Annotated in this window: 16 protein-coding genes, 1 pseudogene and 1 riboswitch; all 17 genes and pseudogenes read left to right on the top strand. The window is 55.7% G+C overall.

From position 1 onward, the window contains the following. Positions 1-3: 3 nt before the first annotated feature. The 17 genes and pseudogenes from VL197_02090 (at position 4) to VL197_02010 (ending at position 21,929) form a co-directional block, all read left to right on the top strand. Positions 4-1,395, top strand: coding sequence for an alkaline phosphatase family protein (locus VL197_02090; GenBank protein HUJ16756.1), 1,392 nt, complete (start codon positions 4-6; stop codon positions 1,393-1,395). Between the two features lie 399 nt (positions 1,396-1,794). Continuing rightward, a riboswitch (cyclic di-GMP riboswitch) is annotated at positions 1,795-1,869 on the top strand. Positions 1,870-2,049: 180 nt separating this feature from the next. Further along, positions 2,050-2,592 carry a pentapeptide repeat-containing protein gene (locus tag VL197_02085; protein ID HUJ16755.1) on the top strand — a complete coding sequence of 181 codons (543 nt, stop codon included), beginning with the start codon at positions 2,050-2,052 and terminating at the stop codon, positions 2,590-2,592. 142 nt (positions 2,593-2,734) lie between these two features. Further along, positions 2,735-4,447, top strand: coding sequence for a metallophosphoesterase family protein (locus VL197_02080; protein ID HUJ16754.1), 1,713 nt, complete (start codon positions 2,735-2,737; stop codon positions 4,445-4,447). A gap of 10 nt (positions 4,448-4,457) precedes the next feature. Next, the gene (locus VL197_02075) at positions 4,458-5,045 is read left to right on the top strand and encodes an NF038129 family PEP-CTERM protein (GenBank protein ID HUJ16753.1); all 588 of its coding nucleotides are present in this window, start codon (positions 4,458-4,460) and stop codon (positions 5,043-5,045) included. Positions 5,046-5,217: 172 nt separating this feature from the next. Further along, positions 5,218-7,179, top strand: coding sequence for a histidine-type phosphatase (locus VL197_02070; GenBank protein ID HUJ16752.1), 1,962 nt, complete (start codon positions 5,218-5,220; stop codon positions 7,177-7,179). Positions 7,180-7,363: 184 nt separating this feature from the next. Next, on the top strand, positions 7,364-7,537 hold the full coding sequence (locus VL197_02065) for a VPLPA-CTERM sorting domain-containing protein (protein HUJ16751.1): 174 nt from the start codon (positions 7,364-7,366) through the stop codon (positions 7,535-7,537). 204 nt (positions 7,538-7,741) lie between these two features. Then, positions 7,742-8,344: pseudogene (locus VL197_02060) on the top strand (lamin tail domain-containing protein). Between the two features lie 15 nt (positions 8,345-8,359). Next, the gene (locus tag VL197_02055; protein HUJ16750.1) at positions 8,360-12,964 is read left to right on the top strand and encodes an MBG domain-containing protein; all 4,605 of its coding nucleotides are present in this window, start codon (positions 8,360-8,362) and stop codon (positions 12,962-12,964) included. 188 nt (positions 12,965-13,152) lie between these two features. Beyond that, positions 13,153-14,253 carry a hypothetical protein gene (locus VL197_02050; GenBank protein HUJ16749.1) on the top strand — a complete coding sequence of 367 codons (1,101 nt, stop codon included), beginning with the start codon at positions 13,153-13,155 and terminating at the stop codon, positions 14,251-14,253. A 94-nt stretch (positions 14,254-14,347) separates the two neighbouring features. Beyond that, positions 14,348-14,545: a hypothetical protein gene (locus VL197_02045; GenBank protein HUJ16748.1), complete on the top strand. Its 198-nt coding sequence runs from the start codon at positions 14,348-14,350 to the stop codon at positions 14,543-14,545. Positions 14,546-14,560: 15 nt separating this feature from the next. Beyond that, entirely contained in the window at positions 14,561-16,741 is a 2,181-nt protein-coding gene (locus VL197_02040; GenBank protein HUJ16747.1) for a TonB-dependent receptor, read from the top strand. A 254-nt stretch (positions 16,742-16,995) separates the two neighbouring features. Continuing rightward, complete coding sequence (gene exbB / locus VL197_02035; GenBank protein HUJ16746.1) at positions 16,996-17,430, top strand: TonB-system energizer ExbB; 435 nt, start codon at positions 16,996-16,998, stop codon at positions 17,428-17,430. After that, the gene (locus tag VL197_02030; protein HUJ16745.1) at positions 17,411-17,791 is read left to right on the top strand and encodes a biopolymer transporter ExbD; all 381 of its coding nucleotides are present in this window, start codon (positions 17,411-17,413) and stop codon (positions 17,789-17,791) included. Before exbB ends, VL197_02030 begins: the two co-directional genes overlap by 20 nt. Beyond that, the gene (locus VL197_02025) at positions 17,788-18,522 is read left to right on the top strand and encodes an energy transducer TonB (GenBank protein ID HUJ16744.1); all 735 of its coding nucleotides are present in this window, start codon (positions 17,788-17,790) and stop codon (positions 18,520-18,522) included. Before VL197_02030 ends, VL197_02025 begins: the two co-directional genes overlap by 4 nt. 107 nt (positions 18,523-18,629) lie before the next feature. After that, positions 18,630-19,778 (top strand): radical SAM protein, encoded by a 1,149-nt coding sequence (locus tag VL197_02020; GenBank protein ID HUJ16743.1) that lies wholly within the window; start codon positions 18,630-18,632, stop codon positions 19,776-19,778. Positions 19,779-19,829: 51 nt separating this feature from the next. After that, entirely contained in the window at positions 19,830-20,447 is a 618-nt protein-coding gene (locus VL197_02015) for a hypothetical protein (protein HUJ16742.1), read from the top strand. Between the two features lie 123 nt (positions 20,448-20,570). After that, positions 20,571-21,929, top strand: coding sequence for a HupE/UreJ family protein (locus VL197_02010; GenBank protein HUJ16741.1), 1,359 nt, complete (start codon positions 20,571-20,573; stop codon positions 21,927-21,929). Positions 21,930-22,217: the final 288 nt, after the last annotated feature.

Here is a 22,217-nt window from a genome sequence, read left to right as displayed (position 1 = left end):
GAGATGCCCAATTTCTATCGCTACGCAAGGGTTATTGCATTGTCTGCGGCGCTGATTTTTTGCACACGGTTCGTGCAAGCCGCGGACCCAAAAACGGATGCGCTCCAGTCGAAAATCAATCATGTCATCGTCATCTACCAGGAGAACTGGAGCTTTGACGGCCTTTACGGCAAGTTTCCCGGCGCGAACGGTCTCGCGAATGCGGGAGATGCGGTGAATCAGGTGGACAAGGAGGGCAAGCCGCTGAAAACTCTCAAGCGGCCGTTGGACACCAGTCTGAAGCCTCCCGTGGATGACCTTCGTTTTCCAGAGCAGATGCCGGCAAAGCCGTACGATCTGGCCCAATATGTTCCCTGGAACGAAAAAACAGGGGACCTCGTGCATCGCTTCTACCAGAATCAGCTCCAGATCGATGGAGGCAAAATGGACAAGTTCGCGGCCTGGAGCGACAATCCCGGACTCGTCATGAGCTATGTTGATGCCAGCGACCTGCCCGAGGGAAGGCTGGCTAAGCAATACACGATCGCCGACAATTTCTTTCAGGCGGCCTTCGGCGGCTCGTTTTTAAACCATTTTTGGCTTGTCTGCGCCTGCACACCGGTCTGGCCTGACGCGCCGACCTCGATGAGAGTAAAACTCGATCTGAAGGGGGTCCTTGAAAAAGACGGCGCCGTAACGCCTGACGGCTTCGTGGTCAATACCGCCTACTCCGTAAACCAGCCTCACCCGGACAGCGCAAAGGACCTTGTCCCCCTTCAGACCCAGCCGACAATCGGAGACCTGCTATCGGCGAAGAGCGTTTCCTGGACATGGTATTCCGGCGGATGGAACGACGCCCTCGCCGGAAAACCGGCCGGAGATTTTCAGTTCCATCACCAGCCTTTTGCCTATTTCGCAAATTTCGCCGACAACACACCGGCCAAGGCAACGCATCTCAAGGACGAGAAGGAATTTATCACGGACCTGAAAAAAGGCGCATTGGCCTCGGTGACCTTCATCAAGCCGAACGGCTCCTACAACGAACATCCCGGGTATGCCGCGCTCCTTTTCGGCCAGCAGCACGTGGCGGAACTCGTCAAGGCCGTGCAGGAAAGCCCTTATTGGAACGACAGCGTGATCATCATCACCTATGACGAGAACGGCGGCCGGTGGGACCATGTGGCCCCTCCGAAGAGTGACCGTTGGGGACCTGGCGCGAGAGTGCCTGCAATCATCATATCTCCCTTTGCCAAGAAAGGGTTTGTCGATCACACAGAGTACGACACGACATCTATTCTGAAGCTTATCGAACGCCGATGGAATCTGATGCCCTTGGGCTCGCGCGACGCAGCGGCAAACGACCTGACTAATGCCCTCGACCTGGCATCGGCTCCGCTGTCGTCGCCGGCACGCTAAGACGCAAAGCTCAAATCATGTGCAGTGATGTTTTTATGAGTAATTGAAAATATTGGAGAAGCCTTTTCCTGACGATGCGACGATTACCAAATATTCACAGGAAAGTAACCATCCTTTCATCAAATTGTAACGTACGAATAATAAAGTGGTGAAAAGAAGTAAATAGTACGCTTTCTTCGTCGTGAGGTACTCTTGCCCGGTTGGAAGTAACGCTCTCCATCCGGACAGTTATTCCTGACGTAATCGTAGGGTACTTTTTGGCCCCTGATCGGGGTACCTTGAAGCCCGCCGCGAATCCTTTCGTGGCGGGCTTTTTTTGTTTCAGGAAATCTGAGGTTTGCCTGATCGGCAAACAAATAGTCAATATATTGAGCGGATTGCAAACACAGCAAACTGCTTGGCCGTTACAGCCAAACCCATCGCAAGATGGGGACGGAAAGCCACGGGTCCCATGAGGATAGCCGGGTTGCCCTTTCTCTCAGGAGAGAGCACCCGGCTTTTTTTATGTTCGCTTCGTGAGGGCTAAGCGGCATCCCAAAGAGAAGGGGGTGAAATAGAGGGCGGCAGGAACTGTGATGTAATTCGTGCGGTACAAATATGCAACTAAATATCTCTTAGTAAAACAGTCATTCCATTCGATGAGGAGACAGAAAAATGAAGAGAAGGACTGCAGCACTGCTGGGGATGACCACCCTTTGCGTTTTTCTAATGGGCGGTGTCGTGTACGGTTTCGAGCAGGCTGATCTGGATAGATTGAGGGCAACCAATCAATGTCCCCAGTGCGACCTGAGCGGGGCGGACCTGAACGGGATTAACCTGGAGGGGCGGGACCTGAACGGGGCGGACCTGAGCAAAGCGAACCTGAAAGGGGCGAACCTGAAAGGGGCGGACGTGGACGGGGCAAACCTGAATGGGACGGACCTGAGCGGGGCGAACCTGAGCGGGACGGACCTGAGCGGGGCGAACCTGAGCGGGACGAACCTGAGCGGAGTGAATCTGGAGGGGCAGGACCTTAGTGGAGTGGACCTGAGCAAGGCAGACCTGAAAGGGACAAACCTGAGCAAGGCAAACCTGAAAGGGGCGAACCTGAGTTGGGCGAACCTGGACGGAGCGAACCTGAACGGGGCGGACATGAGCGAGACAAACCTGGATAACGCATTGTTGACGGACGCAAAACAGGTAGACCTGGATCAATAGAACAATGCATTCAGCAGCGGTAGTTGTCTTTAACTGCTGGACAGCAAGCGAAAAGGAGGTGAAATAATAGTTAATTAAGAAATTTAGAAGGGTGAGAAGAGTCACAACCGGCAGCATTACTTTTAAACAAAAAGGAGAAGAGATGAATACCATGACGAAAAAGGCATTGTCCGGCCTGGTCTTCGTGCTGGCCATTACCGTGTTCAGCACGGCGGCCTTCGCCGGCATTCTGAAACACCCCTATATGATCTACCCGGGGCAGAATACTCAGATGCAGATCCTCTGGCAGGACAACGCCAGCGAGGCAACGAACGTGCTCAGCTGGGGCCCCGACACGACCTACAGCATGGGGACAGTAACGGTACCCGAGTACGGAAGCGCCAATCAGCACGCCTATACGATCGCCGGTCTGACGCCGAATACGAAATACTACTATCAGGTGGCTGACCAGACCAACGGCCTCTACGGAGCCGGATCATTCATCACCGCGCCCGACAACAGCGTAACGGCGATACGGTTCCTCGGCATGGGGGACTCAAGGAGCCAACCCTTTGCCCTGGATAACTTGATGCAGGCGATGAAGAGCTTTTATTCACAGCCGGGCAACGAAGACTATCAGCGCTTGGTTATTCACAATGGGGACTGGGTGAGCACCGACGGAGAAAGCTACTGGACGTCCCAGTGGTTCGACCCGACCAAGATTGACGTCGTCGCGTTCACGGCGAATACGCCCATCAATGGGTGCAAAGGCAACCACGACAACAGCGGAAGCTACCCCAACGGGAAGAGCACCTACTTCCCCAAGTATTTCCCCTTCCCTTATCAGAACGCAACCCCTGTTTTCGACCCGGCTACGGTCCAGGCGTACAATAACCTGTACTGGTCATTTGATTACGGCCCGGTCCACTTCACCGTTGTTGACAACTACTCGAACCTTGCTGCTGGCTCCGCCCAGTACAACTGGGTCGTCAATGACCTCGCCTCAACCACAAAGCCGTGGAAGATCATGATCTACCACGAACCAGCCTATTCCGCGGGCAGCGATGGCGACAACAGCAACGTGAGGGTGCTCGAACCCCTCGTCACCCAGTATGGTGTGGACCTGATCTACTGCGGACACAGCCACAACTATGCCCGCACCGGGGCCTATACCCTCGCCCAGGCAAACGGTGACCAGATTGCCCTGAACGTGCCGCACATCACTAGCGGCGGCGGCGGCGCGCCTGTGTATCAGCCCGATATGACAAATGCGGGGAGCTATCCGCACGTTATCACGGCCTGGCCGGCTTTCGAATTCATGACCTTCGACGTGGAGGGGAAAACCCTCACGATGACTTCCTACCAGGTCAATAACGTGAGCACGACCGCTATTCAGTCGGCAGCGACGTTGACCCTTTCACCGATCGAGACGATCGTCCTGAACCACTTCACCAACGTCTCGCCGCAGGTCAGCGCGACAAGCACCGGTTTCCTTTACAGCCGTGCCACCAAGCTTTATGCAGGCAACCTGACCATCACCAATAACGGCCCCGACCTCACCGGCAACGTCCACGTTGTCCTGGACGGCATCCTTAACCTCCAGGGGATCGGCAACGCAGATAACCAGTACAGCACGACCACCCCGAAACTTACTTCGAAAATCGCCAATAAACCGGCCACGGGAAAAGGAAGCAGTGATCCCGGCCTTATCGCGAATGTCACACTGGTCAATGCAACGGGCTCGAACAACGGCGAACCGATGATACAGGTTTCGGCCAACGGTCTTGCTTCCGGAGCTTCGATCACCGTGCCGCTGCAGTTCAGCAACCCGGCTAACGCCACAATCACATTTAACCCTGTCGTGTTACAGGAATAGGAGAAATAAAATGAAACGTCATATTGTCAAACTTCTCGTCTTTGCGGTGATCATGTTTGCAGCCACGTCGGCCTTCGCGGATTATTCCTACAATTTCGACGTGAACACATCGTCCGTTTCCGGTCAAACCGGGTATCTGGAGCTCCAGTTCAACCCGGGGCTCAATCCGGGCGTGGCCAGCGCCGTCATTTCAAACTTCACTTCCGATGCAACGCTTGCCGCCGGTTCCCAGCAAGTAACGGGCGCTGTCACAGGCGCGCTCCCCGGGGCGGTAACGATCAGCAACACCACCGGATGGAACGACTACTATCAGCAGATCACCTTCGGCAGCAGTGTCCAGTTTGCTCTCAATCTGTCCGGAAGCGCTCATAACTCGTTCGCGCTGTCCTTTTACGGAGCAGATGGCTTCACGCCGCTGCTCACGAACGATTCGACGAATGGTTTCGCAACCACCGTTGACCTGAATGCAAACGGTGCTGTTGTGAACAACCTGAGCAGCCAGGTTGCCGTGGCTGCGACCCCGATCCCGGCAGCCGCCTGGCTGCTTGGCTCCGGGCTGATGGGCCTTGCGGGCATCCGCAGAAGGATGGCCGCGTAATTGATGAAGAAGGAACGGTGAACTTTTGGGGGCCTTCGTAGAAAGGTGAAGGCATAGGAGAAAAAACATCTTCCCTCTCTCCGGCAGAGTACATCTTGTCCGGAGAGGGGGCCTTTTAAAAAAGTGAATAGACAAAACCGGCATTCCGAACATACCCCGTTCAGGAGAATAAATGCATACATTGACAAAAACCTGCAAGTTGCCTGACAACCCCTCCGTCAGCAGGGTTGCTTTCGTAGCAATAATCTTTTCAATCTGCACTGCCTTTCAGGTTGCCTTTTTCGAACCTTACGGCCATGCACAGAATCTGAATCCTGCGGGAACCGCCATCACCGCGTCCCAGCTAACCGACATTACACCACAGGTCCTCGTTTCAACGACAGGGTTCATTTACAGCCGGGCATCCAAACTGTACACCGGCACGATGACCGTCACAAACCCCGGTACGAATCCGATCACCGGGCCGATAGCCGTATCACTGAACAATCTCTCCTCCGGCGTAACTCTGTCCAATGCCAGCGGACAATACAACGGATTCCCCTATGTCTATCAAAACCTGTCACTCTTGTCTGGTGGTTCGATCAGCTTTCCCCTTCAGTTCAGCAACCCATCCAATGCGCTTATCGGCTTCTCTGCGTTGATCTACCAGGTGGGGCCAAACGCCTATCTGACAACCGCCACTCCTTACCAGCCGCAGCAAAACGCGGCAAGTTACGAGGCAGAGCCGGCCGGTTTCACTCCTGTCTTCACCGAAGCGGTGGTGCGGCACGGGTCGCGCGGCCAATCCAGTTTCGACGGGACTGTTTACAACATGTATCTTAAGGCAGCCGCAGATGGCGCCCTCACTCCCCTCGGAGCCCAGCTCGGTCCGGATGTTATGACCATGATGCAGGCAAATGCGCTTTTAGACGTCGGCGTTGCAGGGATTACCGCTCCCGGCTACGGCAATCTGAGCCAGACCGGCATTATGGAAGAGCAGCAGATCGCAGCACGGCTCCTGCAGAGGCTGCCCTCCTATTTCGCCCAGCTCCCCGCAAGCAATCGCCAGATCGTCATGGTCAATTCCGGAGTGAACCGTGCAGCGGACAGCGCAGGTTTCTTCGCTCTGTCCCTCTTGACCAACAATCCATCCCTGGGACCTCTGATCTTGAAGTCAGCTCCCCTTACCGCCTATCCGTCGAACAAACCGGTGGCCCAGGCGGCAGGGGTGAACCGTTTCCTGCTCTATTTTCACAAGCTCGCTGCGAAAACCGACCTGGTGAACAGCGCCAGTGACCCTTATTACCAGACCTACCAGGACAGCCTGACTTATCAGGCATACCTCAAGAATGCGAACATGGTCGCCAAGGTCAATAGCATTCTGACTGATCCGGATGCAGCTGCCAACGCACGCGCCGTGCTGGAAATGCTGTTCACAAAGGATTTCGTGGACAAGATCGACAATGGAACCTACACTTTCACCAATTCCGGCAGCTACATATTCACCACGAGCGACGGCAGCTACTCGACGACGGTTTCAGGCGATGGCAGCACAACGGTGCAGAGCCTCTCGGACGCCGCAAACGAGCTGTACTCTTTCTATGCCACCGCACCGGCGATGCAGAACGAACTCAACAATATGGATTTTTCGAAGTACATCCCTGCCGCTCAGGCGAGCGTCCTGTCGTATCTGGACGACGTACAGAGCTTCTATCAGAAGGGCCCCGGGATCGCTGAGGACGGATCTTCCACCTTCCGGATGGCGCAGCTCCTCATAAATGACTTGTTCAATGAGGTGGACGCCGTCGCCAAGGGAGATTTCTCCCACGGCGCCAAGCTCCGCTTCACTCACGGAGAAGAGATCATGCCCCTCGCTTCCATTCTGGGGCTGAAGAACGTTTTCGTGCAGGTCCCCAACGCCAGCAACTACAGCTACAACACCAATCCCTGGCGCGGAGCAATCGTCTCGCCGTACGCTGCCAATGTGCAGTGGGATGTTTACAGCAACGGGGCCGGAACGCTGTTGGTCAAGATGCTTTACAACGAAAAGGAAGCCGACTTCAAAGCTGACTGCGATCAAGCCCGGTATGCCCCCGGCAGCCACTACTACGACTACGGTAGGCTGACGGCCTGCTACAATCATGTTTCAAATTGACCTTCTCCTTCCGCATGCCGGGCAGAAATGCAGGAGTAGGGACCGTTGCGTTCTACCAAGCGATCCATTTCGGCAATAGCCTGAGCTTCAGCTTGGCTCTGGCGAACACGCCTAACAGCGGGTCCACAGGCACGAGTACTTTTCCCTCGGGTTGTTCGCTGACGACTCGGGCATTAACCCTCTGATGACCGCGGATGGAACGCTCTTCACAGTTGATTTGAGCGATAATGGGGCAGCAACCACGAATATCATGGCGTCTCAGGCGAATGTTACCCCGACCCCGATCCCGGCAGTCGCCTGGCTGCTCGGCTCCGGGCTGATGGGCCTTGCGGGCATCCGCAGAAGGATGGCCGCATGATTGGCGAATAAGGAACGATGAAGTTTTGGGGGCCTTCGGGCCCCCCGTATTTTAAGGTTTTCCCTGTCCCATTAATCCTCACCGGTGAGAGGGGGCCAGGGGGCGGGTGAAGCGGCGTTCTTCTGCGATCAACGCGTTTTACCCCCGCCCTGATCCTCTGCTCTTAATGAGAATTCACGGATACATCCATTTTCAGGAGGCATTATGAAAAGGATACTTGGCTTCATCGTCACGCTGTTCTTCGCTTTTATCGTCCCGGTGGCCGGTTTTTCCGCCTCGCCCGACATCGTCATCAGCCAGGTTTACGGCGGGGGCGGGAACAGCGGGGCAACTTACAAAAATGACTTCATCGAGCTGTTCAATCTCGGTTCGCTACCGGTCAGCCTCAACGGCTGGTCTGTCCAGTACGCGTCGGCAACGGGGACGAGCTGGCAGGTGACCAACCTCAGCGGCATTATTCAGCCGGGGCAGCATTACTTGGTTCAGGAAGCGGCAGGAACCGGCGGGACAGTGAATCTGCCGGCTCCGGACGCGACAGGCATCATAAATATGAGCGCCACTGCCGGCAAGGTAGCGCTGGTGACCAGCACGACCGCTCTTTCCTGCGGCAGCAACTGCGCCACAAATGCTGCGGTCCGGGACTATGTCGGTTTTGGTACAACAGCCAACAATTTTGAGGGGAGCGGCCCGACGCCGGCTCCCAGCAACACGACAGCAGTGCTGCGGGCGGGCAACGGCTGCAGCGATACGGACAACAACAATGCCGACTTCACAGCAGGAGCGCCGAATCCTCGCAATAGTGCATCGGCGTATACCTATTGTGTGGCGCCGGTCAACGGCGTCTGCGGCACGGACAACAACCAGAGCCTGGCGGCAACAGCACCGGTCAACCTCTGCTCCGCAGGAAATGCCTCGGCAATCAGCGGCAACGGCCACCCCTGGACCTGGAACTGCAGCGGGCTGTACGGCGGCAGCACTGCTGCTTGTTTGGCCACGATCCAGACCTACACCCTCACCTTCGGCACCGACGGCCATGGCACCGTAAGTGGGACGACTTCGCAGACCATTGACTACGGCGGTTCCACCGTACCGGTCACGGCATCGGGCAACGGCGGGTATTCCTTCCTGAACTGGACCGGGACCAACGGCTTCGTCACTTCAACGTCAAACCCGCTGACGGTAAGCAATGTCACAACCAGCCAGACCATCACTGCAAACTTCACCGCCACGCCAATCAACGGCGCCTGCGGCGCGGACAACGGCCAGACTCTGGCGGCTACGGCCCCGGCTAACCTCTGCTCAATCGGCTCTCCTTCGGCTGTCGTCGGAAGCGGCCATCCCTGGAGCTGGACATGCACAGGGAGCAACGGCGGGAACGCAGCGAGCTGTTCGGCCGCGATCCAGACCTATACCGTAACCTTTACGACGGACGGCCACGGCACGCTCACCGGGTCCGCGACGCAGACCGTCGATTACGGCGCATCGGCGTCTCCCGTAACCGCGAAGGCAAACAGCAGCTACTTCTTCACCAACTGGACCGGGACCAACGGGTTCGTGACGAGCGCGGCAAATCCTCTCACTGTAACCGGCATCGCCGTCAGCCAGACCGTCACGGCCAACTTTACCGGAAGTTTCACCATCTTCCATGTGAACGATACTCACGCGCGCGTCACGCCTCACAAATGGATCGTGACCGAGCACGGTACCAATCCACCTGCATTCGAAGATGTAGGCGGCGCAGCGTACCTGGCCTCCGAGATGCTGCAGCTCACGGCTGAGCAGCCCAATTCTCTCGTGATCGACGCGGGGGATATCTCCGAGGGGAACCCGATCGGCGACATGAACGGCAACGGCGCCATGACGCAGTTCTATACCATGCTCTCGGCAAAACTTCAGAAACAGCGCGGTCGCGGCATGGATGCGGTGGTCGTCGGCAATCACGACGTCCGAGACGCGTCTTACATTAGTAACATGGTCGCTCTCCAAAATTCGGGGGTGCCGGTGATTTCCGTGAACGTCAGGGACGTGATGACGCACCAGCCCTTCTTCCCCCCGTACAACATCGTAACCATCGGCGGCACGAAGGTCGGCATTCTCGGGTATACCACCTCCGAATCCGAGGTGGGGGCCTCGCTGTCCAACACGCTTGAGGTAGACGCCTGCGATTGGAGCAGCACCGACGCCACCAAGATCCATCTGGCCGACTACGTGAACGAACTGCGCAATAATCAGGGGTGTAATATTGTGATTCTCGCCGCTCACATAGGCCACAGCGCGCTCGTCGATCCGGCAGCGCCGCTGCTCGTCGATGACGGCGCGGCAAAGCTTCCGGAAGCGGTCGTGACCGGGCACTGGCACAGCTGGGCCGACACCGTGTGGCAGCCGTCAATGCTCAACTACAAGACGATCTTCACGGAGTCGGCCAGCTATATGAAGTACATCGGCGAGCTGCGATTGACCGACACGGGCAGCTACGCCGGATCGGCCCAGCATGTGATTCGAGACGCCGATCTTACCCCCGATCCTGATACGCAGACCCTGATCGAAGGCCTGACCGCGCAATACAATACTGCGCATCCCGGTCACCCGGTCGACGAAGTGATCGGCTACACTGCGGACAACCTGATGCTGGATAACACCATGAAATGGTGGTCGGCCGACGAGTATCCCTGGAGCGGCAACAACACCGCCGGCCAGTGGATCTGCGACGCCATGCAATGGAAGGCTGAGCAGCTATTCGGCCAGTGTGACCTCGCCATGGAGGCGGGGGGCGGCGTGCGCGCCGATATTCCTGCCGGCCCGGTGACCTATATGCAGATCTACGAAACGTTCCCCTGGAACGACGATACGTTCACCCGGGTCAACATGACCGGCCAGGAGATCATCAATTTCCTGAAAGCAACCACCATGGATGCCGGGTTCTCAAGCGCTTTGGACGTGACTGCTTTTGACGGCATCCCGACCTCGGTCAAGTTCAACGGCCAGCCTATCGACCTGAACCACACCTATACGGTGGCCATCAATAACTACATGTACGCTCATCCACCAACCGGCTGGACCTGGTCGGACACGGCCCCGCTTTCCTCAAGCGTCCTCTGCCGCGACGGCATTGTGGACTACATGCGGCAGTTCACCGCCGGCAACCCCTACCGTGTCGGCGGTCCGCGCTACCATCTGAACACCGAGTTCTCCGGCGGATACCGCGCCGTGGTCACGATGATGAACGACAACGATACCAAACCGGTTTATGAGTACGCATTCATCCGCCTCCTCAGCGCCACCCCGGAGACCCTGGCGCGCCGCGGAAGCAATCAGGTTCCTGCCGACCTCGTCAATGAAGACGGCACCATAAACGCCGCCAACCGCCTGGCCGAGCAGGAGCTTTACCGCAGCTACCTCGGGTTCAAGACCGGCGCCCTCAGGCCGGGTGACATCATCGAGACCTGGGGAAAGGGGAGCTTCTACGGCGGCAATCCCGAATTCGTGGACCAGGAGGGGATCTATGCCGACGGCGTCGAGTTCAGGATCGCAGGCCACGACGAAAGCCTCGCTAAGCCTGCCTTCCTGTCGTCCATCGGCGCGTTCTGGAATGACTCTTACAAGAACCACTATGTGCAGTTCCTGGCGAAAAAGGCGGGACCGGGCACGGTGACCGATCAGAACGGGCAGACTCTTTCGATCATGGACGTGACCGGCTATGCCGCAAAGACCCTCCCGGGGAACGTGGGCGACACGCTCCTCATCTCGGGCGTGCCCACCATGGAGAGCTACGGGCTGCGCTTCCGCTGCGACAGCGCCGCGACCACCACAGCTCAGCTGCCGTCGGTCTCCGCTGTTTCGTCCCGCCTCGATCCGATACCGGCCGGGACGACCGGATCGTCTCTTACCCTGAGCGCCACCGCCTCCGTCACCAATGGAACGTACTACCTCGCACCGGTCGCCGACGCACAGGTGGCCAGCGGCAAACCGACAACGAACTACAACACAACCAACCTCTACATACAGAGCAGCAGCATGAATTCCTATGGGAACGAGCGGGCCTGGCTGAAATTCGACCTCTCCGGCATCCCGAGCGGAGCAACGATATCCGGCGCTTCCCTTCAGCTCTGGGACTGGAAGGCCACGGGAGCGGCACTGCCGGCCGAGGTGCGGGGCGGCAGCGATGACACCTGGACGGAGACCGGCATCACCTGGAACACCCAGCCGGCTTTAGGCGCTGCGGCGCTCGATACGCAGACCCTTGCGGCAGCCACCGCCAACCTTTGGTACAACTGGAACGTCACCCCCTTCGTCCAGGGGAAATGGGCCGCCAACAAACTGGTCTCGCTCGTCGTCAAACCGGTCACCGAGGGGGCGGCTGACGCAACGGCGCCGAGCTACGGGTTCGACTCAAAGGAGTATGGGAGCAACGCTCCGGTGCTCCAGGTGACGATGCAATCGGGCGGAACGTCGGTCACGCAGGTGCAGTTCTTCTACCGCTATTCAACGGACAACGCATCCTGGGGCGCGTGGACACCGGTCTCCACTGCCACGGCAGCTCCGTACACGGCGGCCTTCGGCTTCCCGCAAGGCTCGGGCTACTACGAGTTCTACAGCTTAGCCACGGACAGCAACAACAATGTCGAACCCGCTCCGGCCGCGGCCCCGGCAGCAACGCACTATACCGACACTCCCGCCTATTACCCGATCGTCTCGCTCGAAGGGGTGTATCAGAAATTCGATGCTTCGCCGAAGCAGGTCACCGTCTTCACCATTCCGGACGGCATTCCGGTAAGCGTGACCTACAACGGAGACTCCGCCGGGCCGATCTCGGCCGGGACGTATGCGGTAGAGGCAAAGGCAGCTCAGACCGGGAATACGGTACTGGCCAGCGGCACCCTGACCGTTGCCAAAGCGGAGGCCACTGTTCTCTTCGGGAGCATGGACTTTAGCTATAATGGCGCGCCCAGGAGCGTCACGGTCGCGACCGACCCGGCAGGGCTTCCCATCACGGTAACCTACAACGGTTCAACGACCGCTCCTGTCGCTCCGGGTACGTACTCGGTCGCAGCCTTCATAAACGATGTCGACTATCATGGAAGCGCATCCAGTACCATGACCATCAACTCGCCCGTCGATGTATCTTCGCAGTTCAGCGTGACCACCACAGGGTTCAGCTACAGCCGCGCGGCACGGGTGTCCACGGGCACCATGACCGTCACCAATATCAGTTCATCGACCGTGTCCGTCCCGCTGAACGTGGTGCTGAACAACCTGACCTCCGGTGTCATACTGGCAAACGGAGCCGGCATGTACAACGGTTTTCCGTACATCGGCACGACCGGCCAGTCGCTAGCCCCCGGGCAGTCGATCAGCATCCCGCTTCAGTTCAGCAACCCGTCGAACGTGAGAATCAACTTTGCGCCCGTTGTTTACCAGCGATTCTGACAGAAGAGGCATGGCGTATGCGTAAAGATCGTCGGTCGTCGCGTCTGCGTTTATTAAAGTGGCAGACGCGACATTTTTACCTGGCTGTAACAGAAAAGAAATTTAATTTTAATAATATTGTAATAAAAGAGGACTAGCATCAGGTTCTAAAAAACTGTAGAGGTCGATAAATGACAACAAGAGCGGATATGCAGCCGCTGAAGACGGTCATCATGAGATGCATGAAGCTTATTCCATTCTCTATTCTGACGCTCCTCGTGAGCCTGTTCCTACTGCCACTCGCCGGATTTGCGGCTCAGGACAGCCCTGCAGTGAACGAGCTGAAACAGAAGGCCCAGCACGCGTATATCAACGGCCGCTATGCCGAGGCCGCAGCCTTCAACCTGGAGATCGCCGGGAAGCATCCTGAAAGCGAGGCTCGCCGCTATGCCGTACAGATGCTGGGTACCCTGTATGAAAACAACCTAGTGGATATAAAGAAGGCCATTAAGTGGGACCGGGAATTCCTGAAGAAATATGCCGACCCCCGTCAGGTTTTTTTTTATAAGGAGAAACTGGTCTCTCTGGAAAAGCTGGGGAGCCAAGAGGAGGCTTTCAAGACCTATCAATCCATTCGGTCCGGTGATCAGGGCGATGAAATCATGGTGAAGAAGTTCGAGGAGTTGCTGCAGGAACACCCCGACTTTATTTTAAAGGACAAAGTACTGAGTGAATTGGGATTTGCCTATGACCGCCTGGACAATGACAGGCAAAGTTATCTTGCTTTTCAGGCCCTTGCCGGGAACGGCAAAAAAAAACTATCCACGAGCGACCAGCTTGCCTACGAAACGGCCAGCCGCCACTGGAAAGAGACAACGGCCTGGGCATGGGTTGCGTGGGCAGTCATCGTCATGCTCTGGGCCGCGGTCCTGCTGATGAAGCCCTGGAAGCGGCTTACCTGGAAATCGATCAGAATGTTTCTGATCTGGCCTGTTTTATGGCTGCTGCTGAACGCGGTCAGGATGCCGACCTTCTATTCCCTGGAGACCGGGGGCTATCCGATCGTCATACCTGATACGGTGGTCTATATGCTGGCAGGACTCAACCTGACGGTCCTTTTCTGGCTGCTGCTTTTGACCAGGGGGGAGTGCTGGCAGACCCGGCCCCGGGCACTGCGCTGGCTCAGCCCTGTCCTCACGCTGCTGATGACTGCGGCGTTCCTCTACCTGTTCTTTATATACCAGCCGAATGGACCTGAGATCATAGACGTTTTTGCCGAGACGTTCCATTACAAGTTGGGGCTTCTGTGACGGACCAAGGGACGAATGATGAGCGGAGAACGAGGTAAATGACCCGCCGAGCTGCCTGCAACAGAGAGAGAATCAAAGAAGGAAGGCGTGGAAAATGAAAGGACGAATCCTGAAGATCAAGACCGGATACAATCCGAACTCAAGCAGTATCGGCGTGGATATGGTGGTCTTCTTCACTGCTGGAGCGGCCATGACGGTCCTTTTCAACACGATGGCCGCGATTATCTGTTCGGCGAAGGCCAAGGAACGCGCGGTGCCTGAAGAGTCGCATGAACCCACCCCCGCTTCGTAGGCAAGAGCAGCAAGGATGAGTGACTTTTTCTGCCATGTCCTCGCCTGGTTCTTGCGATGCGGAACCGGCCTCCGGGCCTGCCGGCTCGTCTGCCTGTCGGTGGGAATGGGATGCCTGCTGTGGGGCGTCAGAGTTTCGGCCGGGGACCTGACCGGACAGAATACGTCGGCCGGCATCGTCACGCTACCCATGGTGACGGTGCAGGAGAAGGCCCTGGACAACGCCCGGGCCCAGATTTCCCCCAGTCTCGGGGCCACCACGTATACGCTTGACAGCGAGAAGATCGATTCCCAATCACAGGGGGAATTCGCATCTTTCGACCAGACATTCTATCGCTTTCCCGGCGTGGCGCAGGACGAACTCGACAAGCGCCTTCACGTGCGGGGCGAGGAGGCCAACCTGCAATATCGCATCAATGGTCTGCTTCTTCCGGATGGGCTTTCCGGGTTCAGCCAGGAACTTTCCACAACATTCCTCGACTCCGTATCGCTCATTACCGGCATACTGCCCGCCCAGTACGGTAACCGCACCGCGGGGATCGTCGACATTCAGACGAAGAGCGGCCGGAACCTGCATGGCGGCACTGTTTCGGTATACGGCGGCGATTACAATACTTTCATGCCGATAGTCGAATACGGTGGCAGCAGCGGCCCGTTCTCCGGGTACGGGATGGTCAGCTACCTGCACAGCAGCCTCGGCATGGCCAATCCCGCTCCTACTTACCGGCCGACACACGATGATACGAATCAATACAAGGGGTTCGGCAACTTTTCGTATCTGATTGACGACACAAGCCGGCTGACATTGATACTAAGCGGCGCATACGGCACTTTTGAGATCCCCACGATAGCCGGTCAGGAGCCGCAATTCCCCTATGGGCCGATTACCACATTCGATTCCTCCAAACTGAATGAGAACCAGTACGAGCAGGCATACTACGAAATCCTGGGATACCAGAAGATCCTGGGGAACATCGACCTGCAACTGACCCAATCGATGCGTTTTAGCGATGTTTCCTTCAAGCCAGACCCGGTGGGTGACGTGATCTTCAACGGGATCGCTTCGGATACCGACCATCAGCTCATCTCCAACAATCTGCAATGCGACGTCAGTGACCGCATCAACGACCGGCATACCGTGCGGGGCGGTTTCTCGTTAAGTGTGCAGCACGCGGCGGTAAACACCACGAATACGGTGCTGCCCGTCACGGTGAACGGCTTCGGGGACCCATTCCAGATTGTCGATAACTATGAGAAAACGGCCGGGCTGTATGGTGCGTACCTGCAGGATGAATGGCGCATCACTCAGGAACTGACGGTCAACTACGGTTTGAGGGCTGATTTATGGGACGCCTACATCACTGAATCGCAACTCAGTCCGCGCGTCAATTTCGTCTACAAGCCGGTATCGCCCACGACCCTGCACGCGGGCTACGGCCGCTATTTCACGCCCCCTCCCCTGGAATTCATCCAGGCCGGCGACGTGGCGAAATTCGACGGCACGACAAACGCCGTGGACCCGTCCTTGGAGGTTACCGCGGCGATCCCGGTGAAAAGTGAGCGTTATCATTACTTTGATATTGGCGTCAATCAGGACATCACGCCCGATCTCCACGTCGGAGTGGATGCCTACTACAAGATAAAGAAAAATGTGCTCGACGAGGGGCAGTTCGGTCCGGCAATGATCTTTTCGCCCTATAACGGAGATAAAGCCCTCGTCCGAGGCGTCGAGGTGACCGCTTCCTACGAAAAAGGCGGTTTTGCTCTTTGGGGCAATGCCGCGCGGAGCCAGGCCACGGCGAAAGGCCTGACATCCGGGCAATGGCAGTTCAGTCCGGAGGAAGTCGCTTATATGCAAAGCAACTGGTACCATCTCGATCACGACCAGGATTGGACTGCATCGGCCGGAGGGTCCTATAAGTGGGGCAGTACCAAGGTGTATGCCGATGCACTTTACGGCAGCGGACTCTACAGCGGCTTCGCCAACGAAACTGAACTTCCGGGCTATACAACGTTCAACGTGGGCATGACTCACATCTTTAAACTGAGCCCCGGCAATGATCTTAAATGCAGGCTTGATGTGACCAACGTAACGGATCTTAAGTATGAAATCCGGGACGGGGACGGGATTGGGGTGTTTGCGCCCCAGTATCTGCCCCGGCGCGCAATTTATGTGGGGATCTCAAAAAACATCTAGCGGTCTGTGTCCACGCAAAGGCGTGTTGAAAGCGGATGACCTTTGGAGTTTTCAACTCGGCAGCGGTCGCTGATTTTATGCACTGAAGGCGGGAGCCGCGCTCCGTCAAGCTCTCTATGACACTGGTGTTTTAAGAATCTGCACCGGGACCGGATAGATGAAAAGCCAATTTTGGGGGCGCTCGTGATCCCATCCACCTATGCCGCCATTATTGATGATTTTGCTGAAAAGTTCGCGGGGGAGTGTGAAAAAAAATGGAATGGCTCAGGGTCACTATAGATTATGGAATCATTGGGTTAATGGTGCTTCTCAGTGTTATTGCCGTCGCAATAGCTATTGAAAGGCATATGGTATTCAAGAAGGTGAAAATAGGCCAGTACCGCGATATCAAGAGCCTGGAACTAGTGCTTACCGAGAAGCTTCACTTTATTGCAACCATAGGAAGCAATGCTCCCTACGTCGGGCTGCTCGGCACGGTGCTTGGCATCATGCTCACCTTTTATACCATGGGGAAAGAGGGACTCATGGATTCCGGGAAGATCATGGTTGGTCTTTCCGTAGCCCTGAAGGCCACCGCAGCGGGCCTGCTTGTCGCCATCCCCTCCGTCGTGCTTTATAACCTTCTGGTGAGAAGGGCAAAAGTCCTTATGATGCAATGGGAGATACAAAATGGACGAGAAAGAGTTTGATTACATCAATGTCATTCCGCTTGTTGATGTAATGCTTGTGCTTCTCACCATCGTGCTGACGACGTCCACTTTTATCGCAACGGGTGCGCTGCCGGTCGCCCTTCCCAAGGCAGCGAAGAGCCTGGCGGAGACCGTAAAAACGCTGTCCATCGAGATCGACGTCAGCGGGAACATATATCTGAACTCTCAACAGGTCTCCCTGGAGCGGTTAAAAGATTCGCTGAAAGCGAGGCAGAAAGATACGCCGATTCTCATCAGGGCCGACAGAAACAGCCATCTCCAGGCCTTTGTTGACGTTCTCGATGTCGTAAAGAACCTTGATTTCAAAAGGGCCAGTTTGCAGACAGAAGAGATAAAATGAACCATCAACTCACCGGCCTAAAACTTTCTTTATTTATTCATGCTGCAATGTTCGCGCTCATATTCGGCGTCAGTCAATTGTACGCGATTCCGGGTAGGCCCGTTGCCATCGAGATCGGCATTCTTACCGGGGGGGCGGATGGCGCAAAAAACAACTCGCAGGGAAAAGTCGTTCCTCAATTAGCAAGACCGGAGAATAGAAATAAAGTTGCGACACCGGTGGTACTACAGAAAGAAGCGCGCGCTGAGGCAGCCTTGGCGGAGAAGCCAACATTGAAGCCGGAAGGAGAAACATCCGCGCCGGAGTTACATAAGAAAGAAGCGTCCGCTGAGTCAGCCGCAGCGGAAAAACCGGTATTGGGGCGGGAAGGAGAAACATCCGGTCAGAAAACAGCAAATGAACCATTCATTGCAGGCGAGGCCGTGTCTGGCAGCAATGCCTCGGCAGTGGTCGGACCCCTCTTTAACGCCGCTTATCTCAATAATCCAAAGCCTCTGTATCCGCCAGTCGCCCGACGAATGAAGGTGGAGGGAACGGTCGTCGTACAGGTGCTCGTAAATTCCAATGGAAAGCCGGAAAACGTTCGCCTTGAGAAAAGCTCGGGGTCGTCAATGCTGGACCAAGCCGCTTTGACGGCGGTGCAAAACTGGTCGTTCGTGCCCGCCCGGGAAGGGAACAAAATCATATCAGCCTGGGTCGACATACCGCTTCGTTTTCGGCTTCTTGATTGAAGCCTTTGACAATAAGACCCTCAGTGATCAACAAATGGTCTGTTCCATTGCTTTATCGTAATGATAGCCACTGAAGCGCCCGTACTCGGTCACGGGAAGGAGAAGGTATGAGCAGTGTGAAGCATCGGTTTGAGTCGTTTGGAGGGATACTGGCCCTGGAAAATCCCCCGACGCTGGTGCATGTGGACCGGGACTTCATGCAAGGACTGGGTTATGGTCACAGTCCGCTATGGGAAGGGCCGGAAACCCGTGTTCTCTCCGCCCCCCTGGAAGTGCATTTTTCGGTCACGAACGCCTGTTCCCAGCAGTGCAATCACTGCTACATGGATTCGGGAACAAGGGATGCAGGAGAGCTGTCGGCTGAAAGTTTCCGCAAAGCAGTCGACCTGCTGGCCGGGATGGGCGTGTTCCATATGGCCCTGGGTGGTGGAGAAGCGCTGGAGCGACTCGATTTTTTTGAACTGGCTTCCTACGTGCGCTCCCGCGGCATTGTCCCCAACCTGACTACCAACGGGGTCTTGATGACCAGAGAAAGCGCTGCAAATTGCCGGATGTTCGGCCAGGTAAATGTCAGCATCGATGGCACAGCGAGTTTCGAGAAAGCAAGCCGGAACCCTCTTGCTCTTACAGCGGCAATGCAAGGCGTGGATATGCTTCTTGAGGCGGGTGTCAAGGTCGGTGTGAATTGCGTCGTGACCCGCCGGAATTTAGATCAACTGGCTGATGTGTTCGCCTTTGCCGAAGAGCGGGGCCTTTCTGATGTGGAGCTCCTTCGCTTAAAGCCCTCGGGTCGGGGAAAGTTGGACTATTTCGAAAGACGATTAACGCCGGCCCAGAACCGGGGGTTCCATCCAATGATCAAAGGCCTCTCCCTGCAATTCGGAATCCCGGCGAAGATCGACTGCTCTTTCGTCCCGATGTTCTGCTGGCACCGGCCGGACAAAGCGATGATGGAGCAGTTCTCGGTTTACGGCTGCGAGGCCGGCAACGTCCTGCTGGGAGTCCGCTCAGACGGCAGGTTTGCAGGCTGCTCCTTTTTAACGAACGAGGACAGCATTCTTGAATTGCCCCGGCTCTGGAGCGGTTCGGAACATCTCACGCGCCTGCGTACCTGGGTCGACCGGGCCCCGGAGCCCTGTCGCTCGTGTGACTATCTCGAGATCTGCAAGGGAGGGTGCCGCGCCGTGGCCGGGTTTGTCTCCGGCGACAGATTCGCTCCCGACCCGGAGTGCCCTTTCGTTGGCGCGGTGAAGTGAATTTATCATAGAGGGGACTTTCATGAAACTACCGACAAAGGAGAATGAAAAATGGCCAACCAATTTCTGACAGCGTTCCTGTTTACGACAGCTTATGCAGTCATTCGGTATGCCGGGTTCGGTCATGTTTCCCTGATTCACGTACCCGTCTATATCATGAACAAATCTATCTCCATGACAGCTGTGGAGGCCCTGTTTATGGCGGCCCTCGGCCTCATGCGCTCGGAGAAGGACGCGGTCCGTTTCTGGACTGATGCATGCTCACAGTTAGTATTCGTCCACATCTTATTGTCGCTCGGCATTCTTACGAAGGGATATTTCGCAAGTTACTTTGAGGGTGACAAGATGAGCCTGACAGGTGAAGTAGTGCTGCTCATGGGAGCGTTGGCCGCCTATTGTTTCTGGCGCCTGAAGGCAGCCGCAATAAAGCCGGCCCTTCAGCGGACGCTGACTCTCCTTGCGTGTACCCTCGTGGCGGTCCACCTTTTTGCCATGGGCTTCGACGGCTGGCTGCATGTCGAAAAGTGGAACGGAGGCATGCCGCCCATCACCCTGCTGAGCTTTCTTCTCGTGATATCCAGCCTGACAGTGTACCTGCGGGCCAAAGAGAGGCACGTTTCCCCAACATCCGAGGAAGGGCGTGTCCTTCCCTCCGAAGTAGACGCGTAGGTTGTAAGAGCAGGATCATCATCTGACCGCAGCGTTCACGGAGAGAGTAACTTCATCGGCATTCTAAATTTTTATCAAAGTATCCGTGTACCATGCGGCAGCCGTTATCCAGGGGGAATGTATATGCATGTGCTATTGAGAAAAATATTTTTATCCGGTGCGGCGGTATTGTTCCTTTTTACATTCGCTTCCGCCCATAACCTGCCTATGGGGGGCTCGAGATGGTGTTTTGGCAAAGACAAAATTGTTGCCAACATAGATCTCAGCCCGTCTCTGCTGGCAGAAATAAAAGAAATCAAGGCAGGACATTACGATCTTGATTCAAGTTCCGACGAGCAGCTGCAGCAGATCGCAACGGATATCCTGCAACCTTATATAAACAAGAGGCTTTCCCTATCTGTCGGTAGCAAGACCTATCCGGTAAAGGTTACGAGGATGGTCAGAAGCGGAAATATTTATACAATCTGGCTCACCATAGAAAATATCAGTTTCAATGACCCGGTAAACCAGGTCAGGATCGGCTACACCTTACTGTTCGAAGAAACGAACAACACGCATGTGAACCTCGCCTATGGATACTTGTCCGATGCCACGGGAGATGCCCTGCAAAGCGTATTTGATTTCACTCCACCCGCATTCCAGACCACGATTGATTTCAAAGCTCCCGTCTGGGAAGTGACCATCCCTGGCACAATCACCAACTTCGGTTCGAATGATCGTTCAGACGCGAAGAATATCTCCGTACATCAAAAAGACATAGCAACCGGCGCATCCGCGTCACGAAAAGCTTCAGTAACGCCTGCACGCGCACAAGGCGGGCGGAGTCCGGATAATAACGGAACCGTTCTACGTCAGGCCATCGATGGAAAAGGCAAAAAGGAGTCAGGGGGTCCGGCAAGTTCCGGAAGGAAGAGAGTATGGGTCAGCATCGGCCAATTCGTACTGCTCGGCATCGAGCATATTCTGACCGGTTATGACCACATCGCGTTTCTCCTGGCCCTGATTGTCATCGGACTGTCGATCAGGGAAGTTTTGAAGATCATCACGGCTTTTACCGTTGCGCACAGCATCACGCTGCTGCTCGCGGCGCTGCAAATAGTCAGCCTAAATGCCAGGCTAGTTGAGTCGGTCATCGCTTTTTCCATTTGCTATGTCGCGCTCGAAAACCTGTTTAAGAATAAAGCCGATTACCGCTGGCTGATTACCTTTGGATTCGGACTCGTGCATGGATTCGGCTTCGCTAGCGTGTTGCAGGAGCTGATAGCCGGGAAAGCGAACCTGCTCGTCTCGGTGGTCTCCTTTAATATTGGCGTGGAGCTCGGACAGGTTATGATATTCCTCGTCATGCTGCCTGTATTATCTTTTCTGAAAAATAAGATTGAATTCAGAAAAGTCACGACCGCCACGTCCCTGGCTATTTTTCTTCTGGGTTTTACCTGGCTTATCGAACGGGGATTTAATATGAAATTTCTGCCGATATAAGAACAGCATGGGCCCGATAACCGCTTCGGCCTTGTCAGCAACATCATGGCCATGGAAAAATGAAGGCCAGATAAAAGCTAATAAGGGTTTTAACCTGAATGTAACGCGGTCATCATCATTTCGTAATACGCTTCCAGCATAATAGTGTCAAACGGTTCGAGGAATAGGGTCTGGTTCAGTGTTATACACGGCATGCTCTGTATCTTCTGCTGTGACGATGAGTATCTGAAGCGTTACGTTTAGTCCGCAGGTGTAAAAAAAAGGAGAAGGAGATATCATCATGTCATG

This window comes from Nitrospirota bacterium, from assembly GCA_035516965.1.
Taxonomy (GTDB): Bacteria; Nitrospirota; UBA9217; order UBA9217; family UBA9217; genus MHEA01.
This window is presented reverse-complemented; position numbering and strand designations above follow the sequence as displayed.

Excerpts from the sequence above, each read along its gene's own strand:
- VL197_02090 (HUJ16756.1), top strand. The coding sequence starts at position 4 with ATGCCCAATTTCTATCGCTACGCAAGGGTTATTGCATTGTCTGCGGCG.
- VL197_02085 (HUJ16755.1), top strand. The coding sequence starts at position 2,050 with ATGAAGAGAAGGACTGCAGCACTGCTGGGGATGACCACCCTTTGCGTT.
- VL197_02080 (HUJ16754.1), top strand. The coding sequence starts at position 2,735 with ATGAATACCATGACGAAAAAGGCATTGTCCGGCCTGGTCTTCGTGCTG.
- VL197_02075 (HUJ16753.1), top strand. The coding sequence starts at position 4,458 with ATGAAACGTCATATTGTCAAACTTCTCGTCTTTGCGGTGATCATGTTT.
- VL197_02070 (HUJ16752.1), top strand. The coding sequence starts at position 5,218 with ATGCATACATTGACAAAAACCTGCAAGTTGCCTGACAACCCCTCCGTC.
- VL197_02065 (HUJ16751.1), top strand. The coding sequence starts at position 7,364 with ATGACCGCGGATGGAACGCTCTTCACAGTTGATTTGAGCGATAATGGG.
- VL197_02050 (HUJ16749.1), top strand. The coding sequence starts at position 13,153 with ATGCAGCCGCTGAAGACGGTCATCATGAGATGCATGAAGCTTATTCCA.
- VL197_02045 (HUJ16748.1), top strand. The coding sequence starts at position 14,348 with ATGAAAGGACGAATCCTGAAGATCAAGACCGGATACAATCCGAACTCA.
- VL197_02040 (HUJ16747.1), top strand. The coding sequence starts at position 14,561 with ATGAGTGACTTTTTCTGCCATGTCCTCGCCTGGTTCTTGCGATGCGGA.
- exbB (HUJ16746.1), top strand. The coding sequence starts at position 16,996 with ATGGAATGGCTCAGGGTCACTATAGATTATGGAATCATTGGGTTAATG.
- VL197_02030 (HUJ16745.1), top strand. The coding sequence starts at position 17,411 with ATGGACGAGAAAGAGTTTGATTACATCAATGTCATTCCGCTTGTTGAT.
- VL197_02025 (HUJ16744.1), top strand. The coding sequence starts at position 17,788 with ATGAACCATCAACTCACCGGCCTAAAACTTTCTTTATTTATTCATGCT.
- VL197_02020 (HUJ16743.1), top strand. The coding sequence starts at position 18,630 with ATGAGCAGTGTGAAGCATCGGTTTGAGTCGTTTGGAGGGATACTGGCC.
- VL197_02015 (HUJ16742.1), top strand. The coding sequence starts at position 19,830 with ATGGCCAACCAATTTCTGACAGCGTTCCTGTTTACGACAGCTTATGCA.
- VL197_02010 (HUJ16741.1), top strand. The coding sequence starts at position 20,571 with ATGCATGTGCTATTGAGAAAAATATTTTTATCCGGTGCGGCGGTATTG.